The 24,205-nt window shown below is 32.5% G+C and carries 19 protein-coding genes and 1 riboswitch; of the genes, 3 read left to right on the forward strand and 16 right to left on the reverse strand.

Features of this window, described 5'->3' with window-relative positions; genetic code table 11:
* Nucleotides 1-245 precede the first annotated feature (245 nt).
* The gene (locus tag bsdtb5_RS18115) at nucleotides 246-449 is read left to right on the forward strand and encodes a cold-shock protein (RefSeq protein ID WP_271713368.1); all 204 of its coding nucleotides are present in this window, start codon (nucleotides 246-248) and stop codon (nucleotides 447-449) included.
* Nucleotides 450-608: 159 nt separating this feature from the next.
* Here the strand turns inward: bsdtb5_RS18115 and purH are convergent, their stop codons facing one another.
* Nucleotides 609-2,174: a bifunctional phosphoribosylaminoimidazolecarboxamide formyltransferase/IMP cyclohydrolase gene (gene purH / locus bsdtb5_RS18120; RefSeq protein WP_271713369.1), complete on the reverse strand. Its 1,566-nt coding sequence runs from the start codon at nucleotides 2,172-2,174 to the stop codon at nucleotides 609-611.
* 206 nt (nucleotides 2,175-2,380) lie between these two features.
* Nucleotides 2,381-2,507: riboswitch (ZMP/ZTP riboswitch) on the reverse strand.
* A 386-nt stretch (nucleotides 2,508-2,893) separates the two neighbouring features.
* Between purH and bsdtb5_RS18125 the strand changes: the two genes are divergently transcribed.
* Nucleotides 2,894-3,547: a TIGR01906 family membrane protein gene (locus tag bsdtb5_RS18125; protein ID WP_271713370.1), complete on the forward strand. Its 654-nt coding sequence runs from the start codon at nucleotides 2,894-2,896 to the stop codon at nucleotides 3,545-3,547.
* Between the two features lie 536 nt (nucleotides 3,548-4,083).
* On the opposite strand, the gene pnpS is transcribed toward bsdtb5_RS18125, so the two are convergent.
* The 7 genes from pnpS to bsdtb5_RS18160 form a co-directional block, all read right to left on the reverse strand.
* On the reverse strand, nucleotides 4,084-5,823 hold the full coding sequence (pnpS, locus tag bsdtb5_RS18130) for a two-component system histidine kinase PnpS (protein WP_271713371.1): 1,740 nt from the start codon (nucleotides 5,821-5,823) through the stop codon (nucleotides 4,084-4,086).
* A gap of 14 nt (nucleotides 5,824-5,837) precedes the next feature.
* On the reverse strand, nucleotides 5,838-6,542 hold the full coding sequence (locus tag bsdtb5_RS18135) for a response regulator transcription factor (protein WP_271713372.1): 705 nt from the start codon (nucleotides 6,540-6,542) through the stop codon (nucleotides 5,838-5,840).
* A 315-nt stretch (nucleotides 6,543-6,857) separates the two neighbouring features.
* Entirely contained in the window at nucleotides 6,858-7,508 is a 651-nt protein-coding gene (gene phoU / locus bsdtb5_RS18140) for a phosphate signaling complex protein PhoU (RefSeq protein WP_271713373.1), read from the reverse strand.
* Nucleotides 7,509-7,567: 59 nt separating this feature from the next.
* The gene (gene pstB / locus bsdtb5_RS18145; RefSeq protein ID WP_271713374.1) at nucleotides 7,568-8,329 is read right to left on the reverse strand and encodes a phosphate ABC transporter ATP-binding protein PstB; all 762 of its coding nucleotides are present in this window, start codon (nucleotides 8,327-8,329) and stop codon (nucleotides 7,568-7,570) included.
* Nucleotides 8,330-8,443: 114 nt separating this feature from the next.
* The gene (pstA, locus tag bsdtb5_RS18150) at nucleotides 8,444-9,583 is read right to left on the reverse strand and encodes a phosphate ABC transporter permease PstA (protein ID WP_271713375.1); all 1,140 of its coding nucleotides are present in this window, start codon (nucleotides 9,581-9,583) and stop codon (nucleotides 8,444-8,446) included.
* On the reverse strand, nucleotides 9,583-10,512 hold the full coding sequence (gene pstC / locus bsdtb5_RS18155) for a phosphate ABC transporter permease subunit PstC (RefSeq protein WP_271713376.1): 930 nt from the start codon (nucleotides 10,510-10,512) through the stop codon (nucleotides 9,583-9,585). The genes pstA and pstC overlap by 1 nt, the downstream gene beginning before the upstream one ends.
* 16 nt (nucleotides 10,513-10,528) lie before the next feature.
* Entirely contained in the window at nucleotides 10,529-11,416 is an 888-nt protein-coding gene (locus bsdtb5_RS18160; protein ID WP_271713377.1) for a phosphate ABC transporter substrate-binding protein, read from the reverse strand.
* 724 nt (nucleotides 11,417-12,140) lie between these two features.
* Here bsdtb5_RS18160 and bsdtb5_RS18165 point away from each other — a divergent pair.
* Nucleotides 12,141-12,620 carry a deoxycytidylate deaminase gene (locus bsdtb5_RS18165; protein ID WP_271713378.1) on the forward strand — a complete coding sequence of 160 codons (480 nt, stop codon included), beginning with the start codon at nucleotides 12,141-12,143 and terminating at the stop codon, nucleotides 12,618-12,620.
* Nucleotides 12,621-12,713: 93 nt separating this feature from the next.
* On the opposite strand, the gene bsdtb5_RS18170 is transcribed toward bsdtb5_RS18165, so the two are convergent.
* The 8 genes from bsdtb5_RS18170 to bsdtb5_RS18205 all read right to left on the reverse strand — a co-directional run bounded on the left by bsdtb5_RS18170 (nucleotide 12,714) and on the right by bsdtb5_RS18205 (nucleotide 23,881).
* Entirely contained in the window at nucleotides 12,714-14,312 is a 1,599-nt protein-coding gene (locus tag bsdtb5_RS18170) for a J domain-containing protein (RefSeq protein WP_271713379.1), read from the reverse strand.
* Nucleotides 14,312-16,012, reverse strand: coding sequence for a molecular chaperone HscC (locus bsdtb5_RS18175; RefSeq protein WP_271713380.1), 1,701 nt, complete (start codon nucleotides 16,010-16,012; stop codon nucleotides 14,312-14,314). The genes bsdtb5_RS18170 and bsdtb5_RS18175 overlap by 1 nt, the downstream gene beginning before the upstream one ends.
* A 270-nt stretch (nucleotides 16,013-16,282) precedes the next feature.
* Nucleotides 16,283-16,948 carry a peptidoglycan recognition protein family protein gene (locus bsdtb5_RS18180; RefSeq protein WP_271713381.1) on the reverse strand — a complete coding sequence of 222 codons (666 nt, stop codon included), beginning with the start codon at nucleotides 16,946-16,948 and terminating at the stop codon, nucleotides 16,283-16,285.
* Between the two features lie 205 nt (nucleotides 16,949-17,153).
* Nucleotides 17,154-19,811: a calcium-translocating P-type ATPase, PMCA-type gene (locus tag bsdtb5_RS18185; RefSeq protein WP_271713382.1), complete on the reverse strand. Its 2,658-nt coding sequence runs from the start codon at nucleotides 19,809-19,811 to the stop codon at nucleotides 17,154-17,156.
* Nucleotides 19,812-20,555: 744 nt separating this feature from the next.
* Nucleotides 20,556-20,825, reverse strand: a complete 270-nt coding sequence (locus bsdtb5_RS18190; protein ID WP_271713383.1) for a hypothetical protein — start codon at nucleotides 20,823-20,825, stop codon at nucleotides 20,556-20,558.
* A 342-nt stretch (nucleotides 20,826-21,167) separates the two neighbouring features.
* Complete coding sequence (gene guaB / locus bsdtb5_RS18195) at nucleotides 21,168-22,622, reverse strand: IMP dehydrogenase (protein WP_271713384.1); 1,455 nt, start codon at nucleotides 22,620-22,622, stop codon at nucleotides 21,168-21,170.
* A gap of 172 nt (nucleotides 22,623-22,794) precedes the next feature.
* Entirely contained in the window at nucleotides 22,795-23,214 is a 420-nt protein-coding gene (locus bsdtb5_RS18200; RefSeq protein ID WP_271713385.1) for a YmaF family protein, read from the reverse strand.
* A 166-nt stretch (nucleotides 23,215-23,380) separates the two neighbouring features.
* Nucleotides 23,381-23,881, reverse strand: a complete 501-nt coding sequence (locus tag bsdtb5_RS18205; protein ID WP_271713386.1) for a DUF6106 family protein — start codon at nucleotides 23,879-23,881, stop codon at nucleotides 23,381-23,383.
* Nucleotides 23,882-24,205 lie beyond the last annotated feature (324 nt).

Below are 24,205 nucleotides of genomic sequence, written 5' to 3' on the forward strand. Positions count from 1 at the left end.
CATTTACTATATTGTAACTAATTTGTGCATTATGACAAATTGCGACATGTTTTTACGAAAATTTTAGTACATTTCGTTAATATTAATTACTTTTTTCCGAAAATTATCTAATTTTTTTAATATATTTTCATTGTTTTGGTATTATAATCATACAATTTGACATTTTGTACAATATATGGTAATTTATTTTTATCGTAAATATTAACGATACATTAATTTTTATAGTTAATTAAGGAGGCACTACTATGAATAATGGAACTGTAAAATGGTTTAATGCGAAAAAAGGATTTGGTTTTATCTCTGATGAAAATGGTGAAGATGTATTTGTACATTTCTCAGCACTTGTAATGGATGGATTTAAGGTCCTTGATGAAGGAGATAAAGTAGCGTTTGAAATTATTGAAGGTGAAAAAGGCCCTCAAGCTGCAAATGTAACTAAAATTAATTAATTTTATTATAATCATTTCATCTCGATATTGATATATAGATTTATTAGTATATTAACGGATTTGATTTTGAATAAAGTTGTAACTAAAATGGTGTTGCAGATTTGCAACACCATTTTTATATTTTATTTATATATTTAAATAGTTAATTAAAAGTCTTTCTTAATGTTTAAAATGTCTCATTCCTGTAAATACCATAGCAATTCCATATTCATTACATTTCTTGATTGAATCTTCGTCACGAATTGATCCACCTGGTTGAATGATGGCTGTTATTCCTGCTTGATGGCATACTTCTACACAATCGTCAAATGGGAAGAATGCATCAGAAGCTAATACTGCTCCTACCGTTGCTTTATCATCGATTAATTCTTTTGCATGTTCCATACATTGAATCGTAGACCAAATTCGATTTACTTGTCCTGGTCCAATTCCAATGGACTGTTTATTCTTAGCTACTGCGATTCCGTTAGATTTAACAAACTTAACCATACGGAAGGCAAATTTTAGATCTTCCATCTCTTGTTCCGTTGGAATACGGTCAGTTACTACTTTTAATTCCTCTTCATTATATAATTTACTATCAATTGTCTGTACAATTAATCCACCATTTACTTTCTTAAAGTCATATGCCTCTTCATCTTGTGGCACTTCAATATCCTTTAATTCTAATAAACGAAGATTCTTCTTTGTCTGTAATAACTCAAGTGCATCACTTGCATAGCTTGGCGCAACAATCACCTCAAGGAATACCGATTTCATTTCTTCTGCTAATTCTAAAGTAATCTCTTGATTCGATACTACAATACCACCATAGATGGATACCTTATCCGCACTAAATGCTTTTCTCCAAGCTTCTAAAATATTCGAAGCACTTCCTACTCCACATGGATTACCATGTTTGCAAGCTACGATTGTAGGTTCTGTGAATTCTTTCAATAATTCAAGCGCACCGTTTGTATCATTAATATTGTTAAAGGATAATTCTTTACCATTTAACTGCACTGCATCAGTAATCGAACCAATCTTTTTACCAACTTCACGGTAGAAAGCTGCTTTCTGGTGAGGATTCTCACCATAACGCATATCCTGTACTTTTTCAAATGTCATGGTAAGTGTTTCTGGTAAATCATAATCTTTTCTCTCTTTTTTAAGGTAATCTGCAATCATGGTATCGTAGTTTGAGGTATGCATAAATACCTTTTGCATCAAATAAAATTTAGTATCAAGTGATACTTCTTTCTTCTCTTTTAATTCAGATAATACTTTTTCATAATCTCTTGGATCAACAACTACTGCTACATCTTGATAATTTTTAGCTGCAGAGCGAAGCATAGTTGGTCCACCGATATCAATATTTTCTACCGCTTCTTCTCTGGTTACGTCTTCTTTTAATATTGTTTGTTTAAAAGGATATAGATTTACAACTACAAAATCAATGGTTTCAATCTTTAGATCTTCTAATTGTTTCATATGGTCCGCTTTGTCTCTCCTTGCTAATAGACCAGCATGAACAACTGGATGCAATGTCTTAACTCTTCCATCTAAGCACTCTGGAAAGCCTGTTAATTCAGATATCTCCATAGCAGGAATATTTTCTTCCTTTAATTTTGCATATGTTCCTCCTGTTGAGATAATCTCAATTCCTATGCTATGAAGTTCCTTTGCAAATTCTACAATTCCTGTTTTGTCTGAAACACTAATTAATGCTCTCATCTTTTTACCCATACCTTTTACTCCTTTTTTACTCGAATTTGATTGATTATATGGTTTATCAGGTGTCATTTCTTATTATCACTTTAAGTATATCTTTTATATATTTCTAAATATATCTCTAAATAACTCTCTAGATATATCTTTCCATAAAATCAAGAAGAAATACATGAATACTTACTCTACAGATAACAAAAGCCAACGGCCCGAGTAACCAAAGAATTGGCTGCCCAGGCGGTCGGCTTTATAATTGCAATAAATTTATGGATGACAATAAATATATTACAAATACTATTCTCTGTACTCCCCATGGGTAATCCCATTTATCCGCCAGTCGTACAGAAGTTATCAATAGTTTAACGCATATGTGTGATGTTTTCAATCCCTAGTTTCCAAATACTTATTGAAAATTCTAATTCTACTTATCACTAAGGTTAATAAAGATTGGTCAATTTCACAGTAATAAGCATGTGACAGGGCTTGTAATAAATATAAAATAAGTTGGATACATACTCCTTATTATTGTCGTAACGAAAAGTATATGTTAAAATGTTCCTAACCAAATATACTTTATATTTGGTTAGGATGTAAAAGTATTGGTTTATATTGAGAAAGACTTTTGATATCGTAACCATACCTCAAACTTCGCAATTAATAAATTAATAAATACTTGATAAATTCAGAGGTTTAGGTTATCTAAATTACCATGATACAAATTTGAAAGAAGGTACCTTATGAGAACACATAGAAAAATTTCACCAAGCAATATACTGATAGGTATAATATTTACAATATTTTTCATGTCCTTAGGTGTTATACTAGTTGTTAACTTTCGTCCGCTTTATTATTTGGATATTAACCTACTTCATATCGATCAGAATTCTGGAATCAGCCAAACCCAGATTCGTGAGAATTACGATGCTCTAATCGATTACAACTCCCCTTTCTTCCATGGTGATCTGGAATTTCCAACACTTCCATCCTCTCCTCATGGAATACAACATTTCAAAGAAGTAAAGAATATCTTCGTATCCTTTTATTATATAGCACCAATCACTTTAATCGTGATAATCGTAATTGGCTTATATAAGAAAAAGAGAAAAGATTATTCCTACCTCCTAACTTCCTCCATCACGATGATCATTCTTCCACTTATAGTTGGAATCGGAACTGCATTAAATTTTGATCGCTTATTTATAGCTTTTCACAAATTATTCTTTAGAAACAATTACTGGCTATTTGACCCCGAACTAGATCCCATTATAAATCTGCTCCCAGATACCTTTTTCATGCACTGCGCAATATTAATAGCTTTGATAATTGTTATCGGAAGTGCATCCCTATATTTTATCTGGCGTAGACTAAGGACTCATAGTAAATATAGATAATTTTAAGATATGTGGAACTTCCCTTGGATGCTGAAAAATTGTATATATTGAATCAAACTAAAACAATATACATTTAACTTCAATTCAATTTACTATGATAACTGAAGTCATTTATGCCTTGCTACCTCAAATGTAAGTACTTCTAAAAATAACTTCATACCAATGAGACACAGGAAAGTCCCAATGCCTTTCCTGTGTCTCTTTTCTAACTATATATATTCGCACCTTAGCGCAGAAAAATCCCTTTCCACAACCCTCCTTGAATATGGCTGTATGCATGTTCGTCTGAGACTTTTGTTATAAAGAAGTATTAGCAGTTCTTAATAAAAGAGGAACCATTCATTAATCAGAAGAAGTGATGTTTGAGCGTCCCTCAGCGAGTTCGCTTCTTCTGATTACGTTATGAATGATTCCTCTTTCATTTAGAACTACTTATACTTGTTTTACCAAAAGCCCCAGACGAACATACATAGAGCCATATTCTCGCAACCTCCCCAAAGGGATTTTTCAGCCCCCCAAGGGGCACATCAAAGAAGTTACTTCCCATAAGGAAGCCATATCTCGAAGGTAGTTCCAACTCCCGAAGTACTATAAACATTAATCTTTCCATTATAAAGCTCCACAATATGCTTCACAATAGATAATCCAAGTCCTGTACCCCCCATTTTTCTTGAACGTCCTTTATCAACACGGTAGAATCTCTCAAAGATACGATCTAGATATTTCTCCTCAATTCCTATTCCAGTATCCGATATACTAATGAAGAGTTTATCCTGTTTTTCTTTGCATTGGATTCGTACGCTTCCCTCTTCTGTATATTTAATTGCATTATCTAATAAGTTAATAAATAACTGCTTCATACGGTCTGGATTGCATGGGAAAGGTCTGATATTACTATTATTGTCAAATATAATATAAACTTTATCTGTCATCTTTGGTTGTAATAATTCAATAACATCACTTATTGTATGGGTTATATCACAATCCTTGGTTTCTTTATCACCCTTTGACTCAATCTCCGATAATAAAAGGATATCCTGAATTAATATATGGAGTCTTTCCGCCTCAATATCAATAATATCTAAAAATCGTTTGGCTACAACTTCATCTTGGATAGCTCCACCTTTTAACGTATCAATAAATCCACGAATGGATGTCAGGGGGGTCTTTAATTCATGCGTTACATTCGATACAAAATCACGACGCATATTCTCAAGTTTTTTCATCTGCGTAATATTTTCAAGAATGATTAAAACTCCAAGATCTCTTCCTGTCTCTTTAACAAGTCTTGTAGCCGTAACTCGAATAATCTTATCTTCTTTCAAGCTTAGAGAGCCTTCTCTTACCACGGTTTCATGCTTTTCTCTCACTAGATCAATGACTTCAAATATAAGTGCGTTACGTGCTACATTGTAGATGGATTTGCTTACTAGATTACTTTCTTGCAACTCTATGATATTGCTAAATGAATTGTTATGAAATAATATTGAATTGGAATCATCTATTGCAACAACTCCACTCTGCATACTACTTAGAATTGCTTCAAGCTCAATATTCCTTCTAGTAAGTTTTTTCATACTACTCTTTAGATTACCAGTCATTATGTTGAAGGAATGTACCAGTTGACCTAATTGATCTTTCTCTCTTGTATATATTTTAATATCATAATTTCCATTGGATATCTGATTGGCAGCTCTTGAGATATCATCAATTGGTTTTGATATCAATTTTGTAAAATAGATTGCAACGATTATAGCCAGAAATAGGCATGTAACTACCGAGAAGACAAGTGAATGATAAAAGTTATGATTTAAACCATTTAAATAAGATAATGGAACAGAAACACGCAATACTCCTGTAAAACCCCCCGTCTTAGCTGGTACAGCGCTATATATATACATCTGTCTCATCGTTGAGGAATACCTTTTCACTGTAACTTTTTTGCCAAGAAGAGCGCCTTTTACTTCTTCTCTATTCTTATGATTTTCTAATTGTTTATTGGTACTTGAATCAGCAATAACAGTACCATCATTACTGATTAAGGTTATTCTTATCTTATATTTTTGGGAATAATCATCTACAAAGTTTTTATAATCCTTTTCTTCTTCAATTTCTGTATTTGCAAATGTATCCCCTAATATTTCGGCTTTCATTAGATATACATTTTCACTCTGCTTATTAATATAGGAATATCCTCTTGACCAAAATGAAAATGATGCGATACCAACTGCCATTAAAATAAGAATGACATATGTGACTAACAATTTTTTTCTCATGATATCCCATTCCTTTAACTGAATTTATACCCTACGCCCCTAATTGTTTTAATATAGACTGGATTGTTATCATCCTCTTCTATCTTTTTACGTAAATTACGAATATGAACATCTACTGTTCTTGTCTCTCCGTAGTAATCATATCCCCAGATCTTTTCAAGCAAAGAATCTCTAGAGAACACAATGCCTTTATTCTTCGCTAATAGATAAAGAAGTTCAAATTCCTTTAATGATAATTCTATCTCTTCGCCATTAATTGATACCACTCTTCTTGTCTTATTAATCACAATATGGTCAATCACTAGTTTTTCTTCCATCTCTTCATCTTGTACTTGTAGAGAACCTTCTGTTCTTCTTAAAACTGCTTTAATTCGAGCAATTAATTCATGTACGCCAAATGGTTTCGAAAGATAATCATCAGCACCAACTTCAAGTCCAACCACTTTACTAATTTCATCACTTTTAGCAGTTAATATAATAACTGGAAGATTCTTAAGTTTTGAACTTGAACGTATATTTTTTAGTACATCAATCCCATCTATTCCTGGTAACATTAAGTCTAGCAATGCCAAGTCAATCTTCTGCTCTCCTAGAATCTTAATTGCTTCCTCTCCAGTCTCTGCGCGAACAACTTGATATCCTGCATTACTAAGATTATAATCAATTAATTCTAATATATGTTCTTCATCATCTACTGCAAGTATGTTCTTTTTACTCATTTAAAGCCTCCAAGAATCTCCAGTGCAATGACTGGTTTTTATTATAATTTATATGATGTTGGGGGCAAAAGCCTTATTTTAGTTTATTGAGTGTATATCGCTGTATAATTATACACAATGTATACTTTGAAAGGCTTTTGACCCCGATATCATTTATATTATATTACAGTTCAAACCTACGTGTCAAAAAGCATTCTATATGTATGGGTACCACTTTTCTCCATTTACGACTTTTTCTACTCTTCCTACTTTTAAGAAAAGATTACATGTTTCCATGTAATCCATTCTTAAAATGTCATTTTTCTGTAATTTTAATTAGCTTAGAACTAGTTTTCCTGTCACGATAAACTGTATCCATTCTGCAATATTAGTTGAATGATCACCCATACGTTCAATATATTTGATTATCATAATATAAGCAACACATTGAGGGATTACTTTAATATCTTTTTGCATCATATCACATAATTCTTTGCTAATGGATGTAAAATAATTATCTACAATGTCATCTTGAGCAATAACACTAGCTGCCTTATCTGCATCTTGATTTACAAAACTATCTATTGTATCAACAACCATCTTCTTCATAACTTGAATCATATCTGAAAGATGTTCTGGCGCTTTCATTGTTGGTTGCTTGTGAATCTGCATTAGATATTCTGAGATATCTGCACAATGGTCTGCAATTCTTTCAATGTCTGTAATAATCTTCATGATTGAAGTAACTTTTCTAAGGTCACTAGCGATTGGTTGTTGCTTTGCAATAATATTGATACATTCTTTTTCAATTTGTTGCTCTAATAAATCTATTTCGTCATCACGATCAATAATCTTTTGTGCTAATTCAACATCCATATCTTGTAGCGCAACAATCATTTCGTTTAAGGAAAGTTCTAGAACACTTCCCATCTTAATAACATCATTATGAAGAACTTCTAACTCTTTAATAAAAACCTGTCTTGTCATATTTATACCCGTGCCTTTCCATTTATAATGACCTATGAAACCTTAGGATAGCTATTATATCAACCAAATCTACCAGTGATATAATCTTCTGTCTTTTTATTCTTTGGAGTATTAAAGATTTGTTCTGTTTTACCGTATTCAATAACTTCTCCAGTTAAGAAAAATGCTGTTTTATCTGATATTCTACTCGCTTGTTGCATATTATGTGTTACTATTATTATAGTATATTGTTCTTTTAATTCAACTGCAAGATCTTCAATTTTAAGTGTTGAAATTGGATCTAGTGCTGATGTAGGCTCATCCATAAGGATTACTTCTGGTTCTACTGCTAACGTACGAGCGATACAGATTCTTTGTTGTTGTCCACCAGACACAGCTCTTGCACTTTTCTTTAGCTTATCTTTTACTTCATCCCAGATAGCTGCTTGCCTTAAGCTTTTTTCAACAATCTCATCTAATACGCTTTTCTTTTTAATCCCATGGATTCTTGGACCATAAGCTACATTATCATAGATACTCATTGGAAATGGATTCGGTTGTTGAAATACCATACCAACCCTTGATCTTAATTTAATTACATCAATATCTTTGTAGATATCAACACCATCAAGATAGATCTTTCCATCAACTTTTACTCCTTCTACTAAATCATTCATACGATTGATTGTTTTTAAAAAAGTTGACTTTCCACAACCGGAAGGACCAATAAATGCAGTTATCTCTTTTTCTTGAATCTCCATATTTATCTTTTTTAAAGCTTGAAAATTGCTATAGTATAAATCTAATTCTTGTACGGAAAATTTAGATACTTCGTTGCTCACTGTACCACCTCTACCTTTGTCTTTCTTTCGATTTTATGTTCTTATTGCTTAAGATTTACATTACCTAGCCGCCCGGCTGATATTTCTTCGTTTTCAAATCGGTATTTAATCTAATTAAATACCTTGTTTCTTAAGGAATCTTCTTGTAATAACTTTAGAAGTTATGTTTAAAACTATAATTAATGCAAGAAGTATGATAGCGATTGAGCATGCCGTAGCTATGTCGCCCTCCTCCTTCATTAACATATATAATTTTATTGTAAGCGTTGCAGCACCTGCTTCATTACCAGTGATTGCGGTAGGAATCTGAGCAACTGTACCGGCAGTTAACATAAGAGCAGCTGACTCACCAACAATTCTACCGATACTTAAGATGATAGCTACTAAGATACCTGGAAGTGCATTTGGTAGAATAATCTTATAGTTCGTTTGCAATTTGGTAGCACCTAAACCTAAAGATGACTCACGATAGGTCTGAGGAATTGCCTTTAGTGCTTCTTCCGTTGTCGATATGATTGTAGGTAATAGAATAATACTCAATGTAAGTGCACCAGCTAATATGGAATATCCCATCCCAAAGTATTGAACAAATATTAACATACCAAATAAACCATAGATGATAGAAGGAATTCCTGCTAGATTTTGAATTGCAAATCGAATTGCATTTAATATCTTACCTGGTTTTGCATATTCATTAAGATAGATTGCCGATAAGATACCAATTGGAGCAGCTATAACAAGAGATAGCAATATAATATATATAGTTGATACAAGCATTGGAACTATTCCGCCACCTGGTCTTGTAATCTTTAATCTCATGTTATCTTGACTCTGATTAATCATTTTTACTGCGTCTGCTACACTAAGTTCTGATAAATCATTTGAATCTACTTTGGATAATTTATCATCTGACTTCACCTTAAAGCTTTGACCTAGCATATCAACTGCACTATCTAAACTTGAATCAGAACCAATCTTGCTAATATATAGATTACCTTCTTTATCTTTCTTTAAGGTAATGTCTAGAGAACTAACATATCCTTCTTTATCTGAATCTTTAGGTTCAGCTACCTTATCAACTCGAACAAAAGTTGTTTTCTCTTCCCATTGTCTTGTCAAAAAGTGAAGGTTAATTCCTGGTACCCCTTTATATAATATAAATCCGATAATAACTGTTAATATGAATATCGTAAATGCTGCTGAAAAATAAATCAAGCCTTGTAAAATACTATCTTTTAATTTTCTAGAATTCATTATTTTTCACCTGCCTTACTTGTTATCTTAATCAATGTAATATTTACAATCATGATAAACGCAAATAAAATTACACCTGTAGCAAAAAGCATCTCCTGATGTCTTCCTGAGGCATAACTCATTTCCATTGCTATGTTCGTTGTAAGTGGACGTACTTTATCCCATATACTCATTGGAATTCCACCTATTGGATTACCAGCTATCATCATAACTGCCATTGTCTCACCAATCGCTCTACCTATACCAAGTACGGTTGCTGATAAAATTCCAGACTTAGCTGCTGGAATTACTGCACGGAATATTGTCTGAGTCTTGGATGCACCAAGTCCTAAAGAAGCTTCTCTATAAGAATTTGGTACTGCTTTCAATGTAGCTTCTGATAATGAGATAATTGTAGGTAGTATCATAATTGTTAATACGCATATTACCGCTAATAGCGATTGACCTTGTGGTTCTGGAGATATTTTATTAATAAGAGGAACAATTACCCCTAATCCAAATGCTCCATAGATGACAGATGGAATACCTGCTAATAGCTCAACTCCTGGTTTTACTATATTCACTAAGCTCTTTGGTGCTATCTCTGCAATAAATACTGCAGTTAGTAGTCCGATTGGAACACCGATGATTATTGCACCAATAGTTGCTAATATAGAGGCTACAATCATGTAGAATACTCCATATTCATTGTGATTAGGATCCCACTTAACACCTGATATAAAGTCAAAAAAGCTATATGCATTGTTTCCCACAAAAGGGGCAACCCCTTTGTAGAAAACAAATACGATAATAGCAATTACACTTACGACACTGACCATAGCACAAAGAAAGAATATTGTTTCTACTATTTTCTCTATGATATCTCTTGTTTTATTTGGTTTCATCATGATAGATGAATTATTATTTTCTTCTTTTATGTTATTTGTCATGTCCTATCCACCTATATTAATCTAATTTAATTCCGCCGTGTTTTTCAACAAATGCTTGACCATCAGCGCTCTTAGCATATTCAATAAATGCTTTTGCTTCTGGTGTTACAGTATCGTCATTGTACACGAATAAGAATGGTCTTGATAATTTATATTCACCTGATTTTGCCTTTTCAGCAGTTGGTTCTACACCATCTAAGGTAAGTTCTTTTACTGTTTTATCAATATAAGAGAATGATACATATCCAATTGCATTTTCATTACCAGCAACTGTTGTCTGAGCATTACCATTACCTTCTACTACTGTTGCACTTTCTACTAATCCACCAGCATCTTCAAGTTTTGTTAATTCTTCAAATGCATCTCTTGTTCCTGAACTACCTTCTCTTGATACAACTACGATTGGTGCATCTTTTCCGCCAAGGTCTTTCCAATTTGTGATTTGTCCGCTATATATTTTTGCTAGATTTTCTAATGTAATATCTTTTACTGTATTTGCTGGATTAACTGCAATTGCAATACCATCATAAGCAAAGATATCAGTATGAATTTTGTCTGATTTCTCTTCATCCTTTAAATCTCTTGAAGAAACTCCAAGTGTATTAGAACCTGCCGCTGAATCTGAAATACCAGCGCTTGATCCTGTACCAGTATAGTTAATTTTAACATCTGGATTCAATGCTTGGAATTCGTCACTCATATCAGTTATGATCTTATCTACTGATGTTGAGCCTGTTATAACAACAGTTCCTTTTAATGCTGTACTTGATGCTCCATTATCTGTTGCTTCTGTTTTTGTATTTGTGTCTGCTTTTTTATCACCAGTATTTTTTGAACCACATCCGACAAATGCTACTGCCATAACACCAACTAACATTGTTGCTAATACTTTTTTTAATTTCATCTAATCTTTCCTCCTAGTTTCGCCTAGATTGCATCAACTTTATTGATGCGTTAAATTCTCAAAATAAATTTCTTAAATAAGTTTTTATAACATTTTTTGTTTACAATACTAAAATACAGGAAATGTGTTAATACTATATTTTTCAATTGTAAAGTTTGTGTAAAGTTTAATATTTCCATCTAAAGTAGGAATATTATCTTTCTTATATATATGTCTCAATCATTATCTGCTAAATAATGAGAAACTATTCATTTTATATATTTTATGACGATACTTCATGATTCGAGAGTCAAAAGCCTTTCTTAACCTATATTGTGTATATTGATGTATAATTATTAATTATGGCGTAGTCCGCCCGAAAGTATCGTTTATATTTTGTCAAGACTCAAAGTAAAAATAGGAACGTAAGTGAGTAAAGTTTATATATAAACTTGTTGCTTATTCTGAGGCTTGTAAAAAATATGAACCCCGGGGAAAGGTAGCCAAAATTCATAATTATACAGCGATATACACTCAATAAACTAAAATAAGGCTTTTGACCCTCGAATCATTTCATAATTATTTGAATGCTTTACAGGTTCTGTGTATCATGATAAGATACTAATAACTAATTACGTTCTATGAATTATATAGAGATTCGTCGTACCGATGTTATAAAGTACTGCGGTATGTCAATCGCAATTTTACAAATGTAATAATAGATAATAAGAAAGGATGACACTATATGAAGAAACCCGATTATTTAAAATGGGATGAATATTTTATGGGTATTGCATTATTATCAACAGAGAGAAGTAAAGATCCTAGTACTAGCGTTGGAGCTTGTATCGTAAGTCAGGACAACAAGATTCTATCCGTTGGTTATAACGGGATGCCAATCGGTTGCTCCGATGATGATTTTCCTTGGAATAGAGAAGGCTCTCCTTATGACACCAAGTATTTTTATGTCTGCCACGCAGAAATGAATGCAATCCTTAACTACACAGGTACTGCAATGCATGATGCCAAGATTTATACTACATTATTTCCATGTAATGAATGTACCAAAGCTTTGATTCAAAAAGGGATTAAAGAAATTATCTATATGTGTGATAAATACTCTGAAACAGATTCCGTAAGAGCTTCTAAGAGAATGTTAGATGCTTCTGGAGTTACTTATCGTCTGTATGAACCGATTAATAAGGATATTACGTTATCTTTATAGCATAATACTTTTATTAGAATAAAAAGACATGTTAGAAGCGCTAAGTAAATAGTGTTCTAACATGTCTTTTTACATTTTGACTTATCTTTTATATCATGATTTATTTTTCCTAAATTGATAAGTAATTATACTTTGTATCACCCGAATTACTAATAGAAGCATAAATAAGGAAAAGAAGAATGCTGCCCTTATAGGATCTACAAATAGTAATCTAATAAAATATAGGATACTACATATCACGAATAACCTATCTATTATTTTTTTCTTATCCTCTTTATCAAGTTTTACTTCTTTTAATTTCTCAGTTTGATTCGTAATACAATATATCTCTTTTATCATTTTTCGATATTTAAATTTATGTGGATGAGATTTCAGATATATCTTTATATCATGCGCTGTGTCAATTAGGAATTTTTTTATCTCTTCATCGCATGGATTAATCTCCATATTCTGTTTAAGTATATCAATAGCTTTTCTCCAAGATGTCATTTTAGCATAACATTTTCCTTTTAATGTACGCACTTCGTATTTCATAAGTGCATCATCAATTTGATTGCAAATAAATACAGCTTCTTGATATCCTTTATTCTCATACATAATTTGTGCTTGATATAAGTACGTCTCCCAGTCATATGGGTTAAGCTTAATTGCTTCTAAGAATACAGCTTTTACTTTCTTATTTTGTTTTGTTTTTAAGTAGTATGCACCTATTAGACATAATAAGTCTGGGTCCTTTTTGTTCATCTTTTGGGCTAATTCAATATACTCATTCGCTTTATAATAATGATAGGTTAATAATGAAATTACTATTTTATCTCTGTATTCCAAATACTCTATGCAATCACTATCTGTATTTCCCTCAAAATAAGTATACCTTGGAAGTGGGTCATTGCTCAGTTGTTTAAAAATATATCTACTCAAACCTTTCTTAGCAAGGAATCGTTCTTCTTCCTTCCAATAGAATATCTCAGCTAACTTTCTCCATATATTTCTTGGTAAAGATGGGTGTTCTTTTAAAAATGTTAAAATTAAATCCTGAAGGATTAATTTGCAATTAAGATCCTCTAGTATATCATCTTGCAATAGTTCCTCCCAATTCTTCTCATCGAATCGTCTTAAGGTATCCTGATATAGATTTCGCAGTTTTCTTATAAAATAATTCACTTTCTGTTCGTCAGTTTGTTCTTCAACTGGTTGTTCATGTGGATAATCCAATATAAAATTTAAGCGGTGCCTAATTAACTCATCTTCATCATATTCAAGTTCATCATATTCATCTTCATCATATTCATCCTCATCAAACCCATCCTCATCATACTCATCCTCATCATACTCATCTTCATCATACTCATCTTCGTCAAACTCATCTTCATCATACTCATCTTCATCTAAACTATACTCTAATCTATTTACTATTGTTATTCTACATTTTTCTACGTTGCTTTTATCTTCATTTTGAATCTCATTTTCAAAGTAATTCTTATTATGTAATTTATTATCTTCTACGTAACTCTCTATTCTTTGGGCATTGATTTTCGCATACTTTAAAGCTCTATCGTATGCTTCTCTTAGTTTTTGAAATCCTTCTGGATCGTCCTCTGGATGATATATTTTTAATTTTCTAGCGTAAGCTTTCTTTATTATTGCTCTATCAGCAGTCTGTTCAATTTCAAGTATATCCCAGATATTCATTAATAATCATACCACCCCTCTAGCTTCTCTAGTTGTTCCTTGAGTTTTTTAGCAGCATGTCTAATCTCTCTATCATCTTGAAGAGACATCACATGCTCAAAACCTTGTAACAAACTTCCTATGTATTCTCTTTTCTCACCTAGAGACTCTTGATATAGACGCTCGCCCTTAGCAATTAACAATTTATTCTCCATACGATCTCTTGGATGAATCTTTATATCTTTTAGAGCATATAATCTTTCTTCAATTTCTTCCTTTGTCATGCTCCCTTTATTTTTTTCAATAACCAAACGCTTCCTCTCACCATTACTTAAGGAATGAACTTCAACTTCTAGAATCCCATTAATATCATAAGTGTAACGTACATCAAACTGCTCTTCTCCTGCTTTGTTCGGTGGAACCTCAATATTTAATTCTCCTAATTTCAGATTATCTTTAACCATTCGACTCTCTCCTTGATACACACCAATATTAATATGTATTTGATTATCTGATATAGTAGCTAACCTTTCAACTTTACTTACAGGTATTGGAGTGTTACGTTCAATGATTGGAAAAAAGAATCCAGATTCATATTTTTTCTCGCCTACTGACTTTGCTACTCCTGTACCTAGCGTATATGGGCAGACATCTGTTAATATAAGTTCACTTAGCGCTTCATTTCTTTCTTTTAAAGCTACTTGAATGGCAGCTCCTAATGCAACTGCTTCATCAGGATTGATATTACAGAAAGGTAACTTACCAAACATCTTACTTACAACTGATTTGATAATTGGCATTCTTGTTGCTCCCCCAATTAGAATAACAGCATCTAAATCTTTTGGCTTAAGTGAGGCATCCCTTAACGCTCGCTCAATCGGATGACGCAATCTAATAAGTAGATCACTGACGATCTTCTCAAAAAGTATTCGATCAATACTTACATCGTATGATTCTCCCTTTAGCGTAATCTCCATTCTTCCTTTACCTTCGTTCGCTAGTGCACGTTTACACATCTCTGCTTGTTTATATAAAATTGATTTTTCCATTTCATTTATTGAGCCAACTTCTATGTTTTTACTCTCTACAAAATATGAAATTAGTGCATTGGTAAAATCCTCTCCGCCAAGAAAATTATCTCCTGCAATGGATCGAACCTCCATTACCCCTTCAAATAACTCAAGAATAGACACATCAAAAGTACCACCGCCTAAGTCAAATACCATAAAGCTAGTCTCTGACTCTTTCTGATGTAATCCGTAAGCAATTGCAGCAGCTGTAGGCTCACTAATTAAACGTTCTACTTTTAGTCCTGCTAGCTCAGCAGCTCTTTTGGTAGCTTTTCGCTGAACATCATTAAAATATGCCGGAACACTGATTACTGCTTCTCTTACTTCCTCTCCGAAAAAAGCTTCTGCATCCTCTTTTAGTGATTTTATTACAAAGGAGGAAAGCTCCTCTGCTGAAAATGAATATTTACCCAAATGATATTCTTTTTCCGTCCCCATATATCGCTTAAACACCGAAGCTGTTAAATGCGGATGTGTTATCAGTCGTTCTCTTGCAACTTCTCCTACTAAAATATCATTATTATCATCAACGCTAACAACCGATGGTGTTAGATTAGACCCTAGCACATTTGGTATTATTTGAGGTCCATTCTCCGTCCAATATGCTACTAAACTGTTGGTTGTTCCTAAATCAATTCCTATTGTCACCATAAACATTACTCCTTTTTACTTAGGTTATACTTGATAACCTTAAATCGCATTATGTATTTTAATTACATGATGTAGGCTTTTGACATCAACATCATTACATATTAGCATTTTTATTTTCCCAGCATTAAGTACAGATTCTCATAATATGGTAAATCTGAAATTTATTATATAACACCTAATATGAAATTACTATAATCCATTCTATCTAGAGACAAAAAGAGCTATGACACAAGTCATAACTCCTCATTTTTTATACTTTTCAATTTATATTTACTTCGTAAATACTTCATTCTTAAACTTAATCCAGGCATCCTCATGATCAACAAAATATTTTGGACAAATCTTACCTGTAATATCATAATGCCTTATTACATTCTTTTTTGGTACGTGATATTTATTACACAACCAAGCAGTTAAATTAACTAAAGAATCATAAGTTTCTTTCGTAAATTTCCCTGATGCGTCCTGATGACAGCATTCAATGGATATTGTATCATCGTTACGGCTATTTGAGGCATAGGACATCTCATTAAGCGGAAGACATTGTACTATCTCCCCTTTGATACCTATCACAAAATGGCTACTCGCATAGGTCACATGACTTTCAGAGAGTCCCTCAAAATAGTTTCTATTATCCTCTGCAGTTGTCCCTGGATTCGCAGTATAGTGAACTACAATTCCTTTTACCCTCTTTAGTTTTGTCTGTGGTCTAGAATATTCATTTGGAGTTAGGTACATCTTCTTGATATCAATAGAGTCCACATTCTTTGCACCTTCAAATCCAATAAAATCTAATATATAAAAAGAACCAGTGAAACCAAAACTTAGAATCGTTACGATGATTAGCATAACAAAACTAAGTTTGATAATAGCCTTTATTCTCTTTTTTCTATAAAATTGTTTTCTAGATAATCTTTTCTTTTTATTTTTTCTCATGGTATTCTCACATTTTATTCAGGTCACTGAATTATTCTACTGACTATTTCTGTATGCCTTAATTGTGTTATTTTTAGTTTATAGTATCTAATACTATATCCATTATATCTTTTTTTCAGCGGAATGTATATAAAATACCTATATAATTCATTTTCTTTTGAATACTTCCATGAAAACTATCATAAAAACAATTTTATTAATTCTTTTATTCTTTTATCCTTCGATATACCAGCTTCACAAGTTCAGATAATATGACAACACTAAATGTTACACCAAATATCTTCAACCACATTGATAAATCCAATGGGATTGTTCCAAAGAAAGCTCCTGCAAATTGTATAATTAAGATTTGAAGTAAAAAAGTAATAGAGATAACCAACAACATAATTTTATTCTTAAATAAATGCTTAAATATACTTACCGAATGAAGTTCACGACAATTAAATGCATTAAATAATTGGAACAATGTAAACAAAGTAAATAATACCGTTGGTACCTGTTCTTTCGTTGCCCCTAAATAGTTGAAACTATACTGACATAAAAATACTACGGATATAAATAGACCAGTTACTCCGATTCTTACTAACATACCTTTGGATACAATATTGTCGCTACGTTTTGTTGGTGGTCTACTCATTAGATCATCATAAATTGGTTCTAATCCTAACGTAAGCGCTGGAGGACCATCCATAATAATATTTATCCATAAAAGTTGTAACGCTGTAAACGGTGCCTTAAAGCCTAAAATAATGGACGTAAACACTACAATTACAGAGGCTATATTTACGGTTAACTGAAATTGAATAAAACGTTTAAAGTTCTCGTAGATACCCCGTCCCCATACAATTGCTTTTACTATCGTAGAGAAGGAATCATCAAGAAGCACAATGTCACTTGCTTCTTTTGATACTTCAGTACCCGATATACCCATAGCAATACCAACATCGGCATTCTTTAGAGCTGGAGCATCATTGATACCATCACCTGTTACGGCAACAACATTTCCTTCTCTTTTTAATAACTTAACGACTCTCATCTTAATTGTAGGAGTACTTCTTGCTATTACGCTAATTTTAGGTAATATGTTTAATAAATCTTCATCCGATAAATCAATAATGTCCTTTGCTTCCACTGCAATATGTCCTTCTTCTAGTATATGAAGTTCACTAGCAATAGCAGTTGCTGTTACAATATTATCTCCAGTTAGAATCTTTAGATCGATTCCTGCAATACGACAATTCTTAACCGCTTCATAGACATCTTTACGTAATGGATCTGAGATAGTAACAAAACCATCAAATACCATGTCTTTCTCCATCTCTGCATGATGCAGTTCATCCTCATAATCTCTAATGGCTTCTAATTCTTTATGAGCAAAAGCAATCACACGCATGGCTTTTTCTTGTGCTTTGTTTATATAGTCTTCCACTTCTTTTTTCTTTGCATCTGCAATATCACACATGGCAATGACACATTCTGGACTACCTTTTACATAAGATATAATCTTTCCATCCACTTTACTTATTGTAGTCATATGTTTTAATTCAGATGAGAATGGAAATGCTTGTACTACATCATGATCCTGTCTCTCATCTTTGTATGATTTTCCAGTTTTCTTACATATACTAGATGCTTCATAAAAATTGAGCATTGCACATTCTGTAGGATTCCCAATGAAAGTACCTTCTTTTGAAATATCCGCTGTTGTATTTAAACAAATATTATGAATCAACCATTCAGATGATAAGTCGGACGCCTTTTCATGCCAAGTATCATCATAAAAATTAGCAACTGTCATCTTGTTCTCAGTAAGCGTTCCTGTCTTATCAGAACAGATTACATTAATACATCCAACTGTTTCTGATGCAATCATCTTTTTAACTAACGCATTTTGACGTGATAGTTTGATAATGTTAATGGAAAGTGACACTGCAACAATTGTTGGTAGGCCTTCTGGTACTGCTGCAACAATAAGAACAATACTAGTAACAAATGCATTTAAAACTTCTTCAAGTACTAACCCGCCTGACATAGCAAAAGATATCACTTCTGTTACAAATACAATTGATGCTGCAATAATACCTAGTATGGTGATTGTCTTTCCTAATCTTGCTAACTTTTCTTGTAATGGTGTGGTGGAATCATCTGTATGAGTAAGTTCTGATGCAATCTTACCAAATTCCGTATCATCCCCAACCGCTGTAACCATCATCTTACAATAACCACTTGTAATAAAATTACCAGAATAAAGCATATTACTTCTTTCTGCTAATGGTGTTTTCTCATCCGTTATGATTACATTCGCATCTTTCTTTGCAGGAATACTTTCTCCTGTTAATGCAGATTCATCTACGTTAAGTCCTATACTTTCTATCAGTCTACCATCTGCTGGAATCCTATCTCCAGTTGATAAAAGTAAGATATCTCCTACAACGATATCTTTTTGACTTGTCATAATCGTATCGCCATTGCGAAGAACTTTAATTAAAGTATCATCACTTATTTTTGAAAGAGCTTCAAAGGCCTTTGCGCTTTTCCCCTCCATTACAACAGTGATAATGACTGAAAGTGAAATTGCAGTAAAGATACCTACACATTCTAGGTAATCTGCCTCTCCACCAGTAGTTCCTCGAATAATGTTTACCACCAAAGCAATAATTCCTGCCATTACTAGCATTAAAATCATTGGTTCACTGGCAGCTCCAAGAATTCGTTTTACTAATGACTCAGGTTTCTCCCTCGTTAACGTATTCTTGCCGTACTCTGCTTGGTTTAAAGATGCTTGTTCACTCGTTAACCCTTGTGATATATCCGTGTTAAACTTATTCATCAAGGCATCTTGAGTTTCCATAAACTCCTTCACAACATGTTCCTCCTATAAATATATTCATTGGTACCAAAAATTAAAAAATCGTGTATAGCATTACTGCAATACACGAGCACAAAAAAAGACTATGTATGGCCAATAATAGCTATACATGAGTCTCGTTTATTAAGACAAGCCAGACTATTCAGTCAGTATGTTGACTTGTCACGTAAATCCTACGCAAACTACTCCCTCACGAGTTTAAAATTTATTGTAATATTATCATATTACATTATCACAGTCAAGGTTATTAATAATATTTTATCAATAACAAGTTATTAATAGTATTTTTCAATAAGCTGTATAAACATTAACCTTAATCACAACTGATTTATATAAATGATGTCAATGTATAGTAAAAAACTTCTCTTACATCTGTTCTTATAAAATAAAAGACATGTTAAAAACACTTTAATAAAATAAATGGTGTTTCTAACATGTCTTTTTAAAAGCCCTATAAAATTATTCTTTCTAAGAATATAAATATTTTCTTAAAACATAAATCATACTTATAAATATTAATCATTTTATTTACTACAAATTTGAATTATAGACATGAAAATTATCATTTCACAAATCATACTAATTATTGAAAATATAAATATATTATAATTTTTCTTTTCTTGAAATTTCATAATAGCAAAATTGCAATTTAATACAATTATTGCAAGTATAGAAATATAAAAATAAGGTGCATCCATATATGTCCGTCGCTCTCTTAGATTATTTTCTTTTATAATACTACATACTTGTACCATCATATTTATAGGTTCTTGTTGAATTATATAAATCCTGTACTTGATATGAGAATGTTATACTTACTGAAACAGATGTAGGATAAGAATAACTTACCGATGGAGAACCAAGTGAAAGTACTGTATGACCATATGCAGCAGAAATTTGTATTGTATATAAATTATTTGAATCACTTTGCGTTAATAGTTTAACACTACCCGATATGAGTTTTGCATAATTATCTGTACTCCTTAAGCGCTTTACATATTTTACCATATATACTGTCCTAGTGTCAACCACCAATCTATTAAATTCTATCTATCTTGAAATCGTGCTAATAATAAATTAATATTTAATAATTGTTAACAAATGACATTACTTAGTACTTAAACTTAATCCTGGTATCTCATTTTTAACAAAATATTTCAGACAGATCTTACCTGTAATATCATAATGCCTTATTACAATCCTTTTTGGCACAACGTAAACTCCCCCCAACTCGCCATGAAAATAGAAAAATCACTAGCATTTTATAAATACTAGCGACTTTTCTAATTATATTTATAATAGCGCCAAGAAAATTGGCACGAGGCTTAATTCCCTTTTAACTATTCGATGTTACTCTTCTACGCTATAGTTAGGAGCTTCTTTTGTAATATGAATATCATGAGGATGACTTTCTCTTAATGATGCAGCTGAAATCTTAACAAACTTACCAGTTGTCTTAAGAGTTTCAACTGTCTGAGCTCCACAGTAACCCATACCAGAACGTAATCCACCAACTAGTTGGAATACAGTATCTTCTACTGTTCCTTTATAAGCCACACGACCTTCAACGCCTTCTGGCACTAGTTTTTTAGCATCTGATTGGAAATATCTATCCTTACTACCATTTTCCATAGCTGCGATGGATCCCATTCCACGATATACTTTATATTTTCTACCTTGGAATAATTCAAATGTTCCTGGGCTTTCATCACAACCTGCAAAGATACTACCCATCATACAAAGGTTAGCACCTGCTGCGATTGCTTTTGTCATATCTCCTGAATATTTAATACCACCATCTGCGATGATTGGTACTCCATACTCTTTTGCTGCTTCATAACAATCCATGATTGCTGTTACTTGAGGTACACCAATACCTGCAACGATTCTTGTTGTACAGATAGAACCAGGTCCAATACCAACTTTTACTGCATCTACTCCTGCTTCAATTAATGCTTTTGTTGCTTCTTTCGTTGCAACATTACCAGCGATTACTTGTAGTTCAGGATATTTTTCTTTTACAGATCTTACAGTATTCATTACATTTGCAGAATGACCATGTGCAGAGTCAATAACAATTGCATCTACTTTTGCTTTTACTAGAGCATCTACTCTTTCCATGATGTTGTTTGTAATCCCTACAGCTGCTGCACAAAGTAATCTTCCTTGTGAATCTTTTGCTGATAACGGATACTTGATTTGCTTTTCAATATCTTTAATTGTAATTAATCCAGATAAGTTACCTTCACTATCAACGATTGGTAATTTTTCTTTTCTAGCTTTTGCAAGGATCTCTTTTGCTTCACTTAAAGTAATTCCAACTTGTGCAGTAATTAGACCATCTGATGTCATACAATCTTTAATCTTTCTACTAAAGTCAGTTTCAAACTTTAAATCACGATTCGTAATAATACCAACTAATTTCTTACCCTCTGTAATTGGAACACCAGAGATACGGAATTTAGCCATTAGGTTATTCGCATCTTCTAATGTATGTTCTGGTGATAAATAAAATGGATCTGTTATAACACCATTCTCAGAACGTTTTACTTTATCAACCTCTTCTGCTTGAGCTGCAATTGACATATTCTTATGAATAACCCCAATTCCACCTTGTCTTGCCATTGCGATTGCCATTCTGTGTTCTGTTACAGTGTCCATACCCGCACTCATCATAGGAATATTTAACTTAATTTTCTTCGTTAAATATGTGGATAAATCTACTTGATTTGGTATGATTTCTGAATAGGCAGGTACTAATAATACATCGTCAAATGTAATGCCATCTCCGATAATAGCTCCCATTTTAAATATCCTCACTTTCATCTTAATGTTTATTGTTTTTTGATATACCTAATAGGATAACGAATCTGTTATCGATTGTCAACTAAAAAGTTAATTTTCTATACTATAGAAGGCCACACTTAGATATACTAACTTGATACTCACGTAAGTTACCACCATTTTGGATGTAATCTTATCCTTCACAATTCTCGCTAATAGGGTCATTAATTAATGTTGCCGCTCTGAATTTATGATTATGTTCATCATTAATTGAAGTAAAGTTTTTTATAAAATGAATGTGTCTGTCGCCTACTTGTATTGCTCCAGAAGATCTTCCACAAAAAGTATGATAGTGGCCCTCGTAATAATCTGTTCTAAACTTCACTTCATGATAATGATCTTCACCACATTGTATTGCTTCTCCTGTTACTGCAGCAAATCTATGATTATGAGGGTCTGTTTGCACTTCTGCTATCAGAACCGATCCAACAAGCTCATGAACATGCTCATGAACTCTTTCTTGCACATTATTTTCACATCTTTGTTGACCACCTAGTTCATATGCTGGCCAATTAACTGTTTGTTGCCTATGTTGACTATTATTATATCCCATATATTCCACTTCCTTTTATAATTTTGCGGCATAAAATTACCCTGTTATATTATATGAATGTCTTCATTATTGGTGTTGAAATAAAGGATTACAACTCGAAAATAATCGCGCAACCATGTTTAGCGAACAAAAAAAGGTTCTCACTTAACGCGAAAACCTTTTTGGCTTAATATGTTATAACTTTTCTAGGAGCTTTTTGTTTCATACAAGCAATCATCTTCTCGGATGGCTCAAATAGAATCTTAGTCATCTGATTGCCTACTTGCATCATGATTACATAAGGTTTTACACTAGAATCACCTGATGAGAAATCACGAACTTTTATATTCTGTATATGTGTATATTGATCTAATTCGTGTGATCCTATTGGTGCTGCAATCGTTACTTGTTCCATATCAATGCGTAGTTTTGTTTTTCTTCTTGAGTTCCCCATAATCTTATCAAAATCTAACTGACCATCGCAAAATACATATTCATATTCTACATTTAACCTTGGGAAATAAAAAATGATGACTGCAATGATAGCTACTGCAAATATCATTAAAAATGATGCTACAAATGACAACATAACAGATGCTACGGCAATAAATATTAATCCAAATCGCGCAAGATAACTTCCCATGGTTTCTTTTCTTTTTACGCTAGCTTCAGCATATAGTTCGTTCATACCTTTTGTCCTCCTAAATTTTTAATGCCCCATATACTTCTATTATATAAACGCATATTTATCCTAATTATACTAAATTGAACCTTAGAATGAAAGGGGGTTTGACCAAATTCATGCAATTTATATAATTTTAACAATTTGTTTAAATTATTATTCATCCACTGTATATCAACTTATATTTGAAATAATATTTGCATAAGAAAAAAGCTATAACCATTCATTAATTCATAAGAAAGACATATAATTCCTACTTGAATTAATCATCATAAATTGGTTATAGCTATTTTCTAATCTATATAATTAAATTTTGCAAAATTTATTTTA

The organism is Anaeromicropila herbilytica, assembly GCF_016591975.1.
GTDB lineage: Bacteria > Bacillota > Clostridia > Lachnospirales > Lachnospiraceae > Anaeromicropila > Anaeromicropila herbilytica.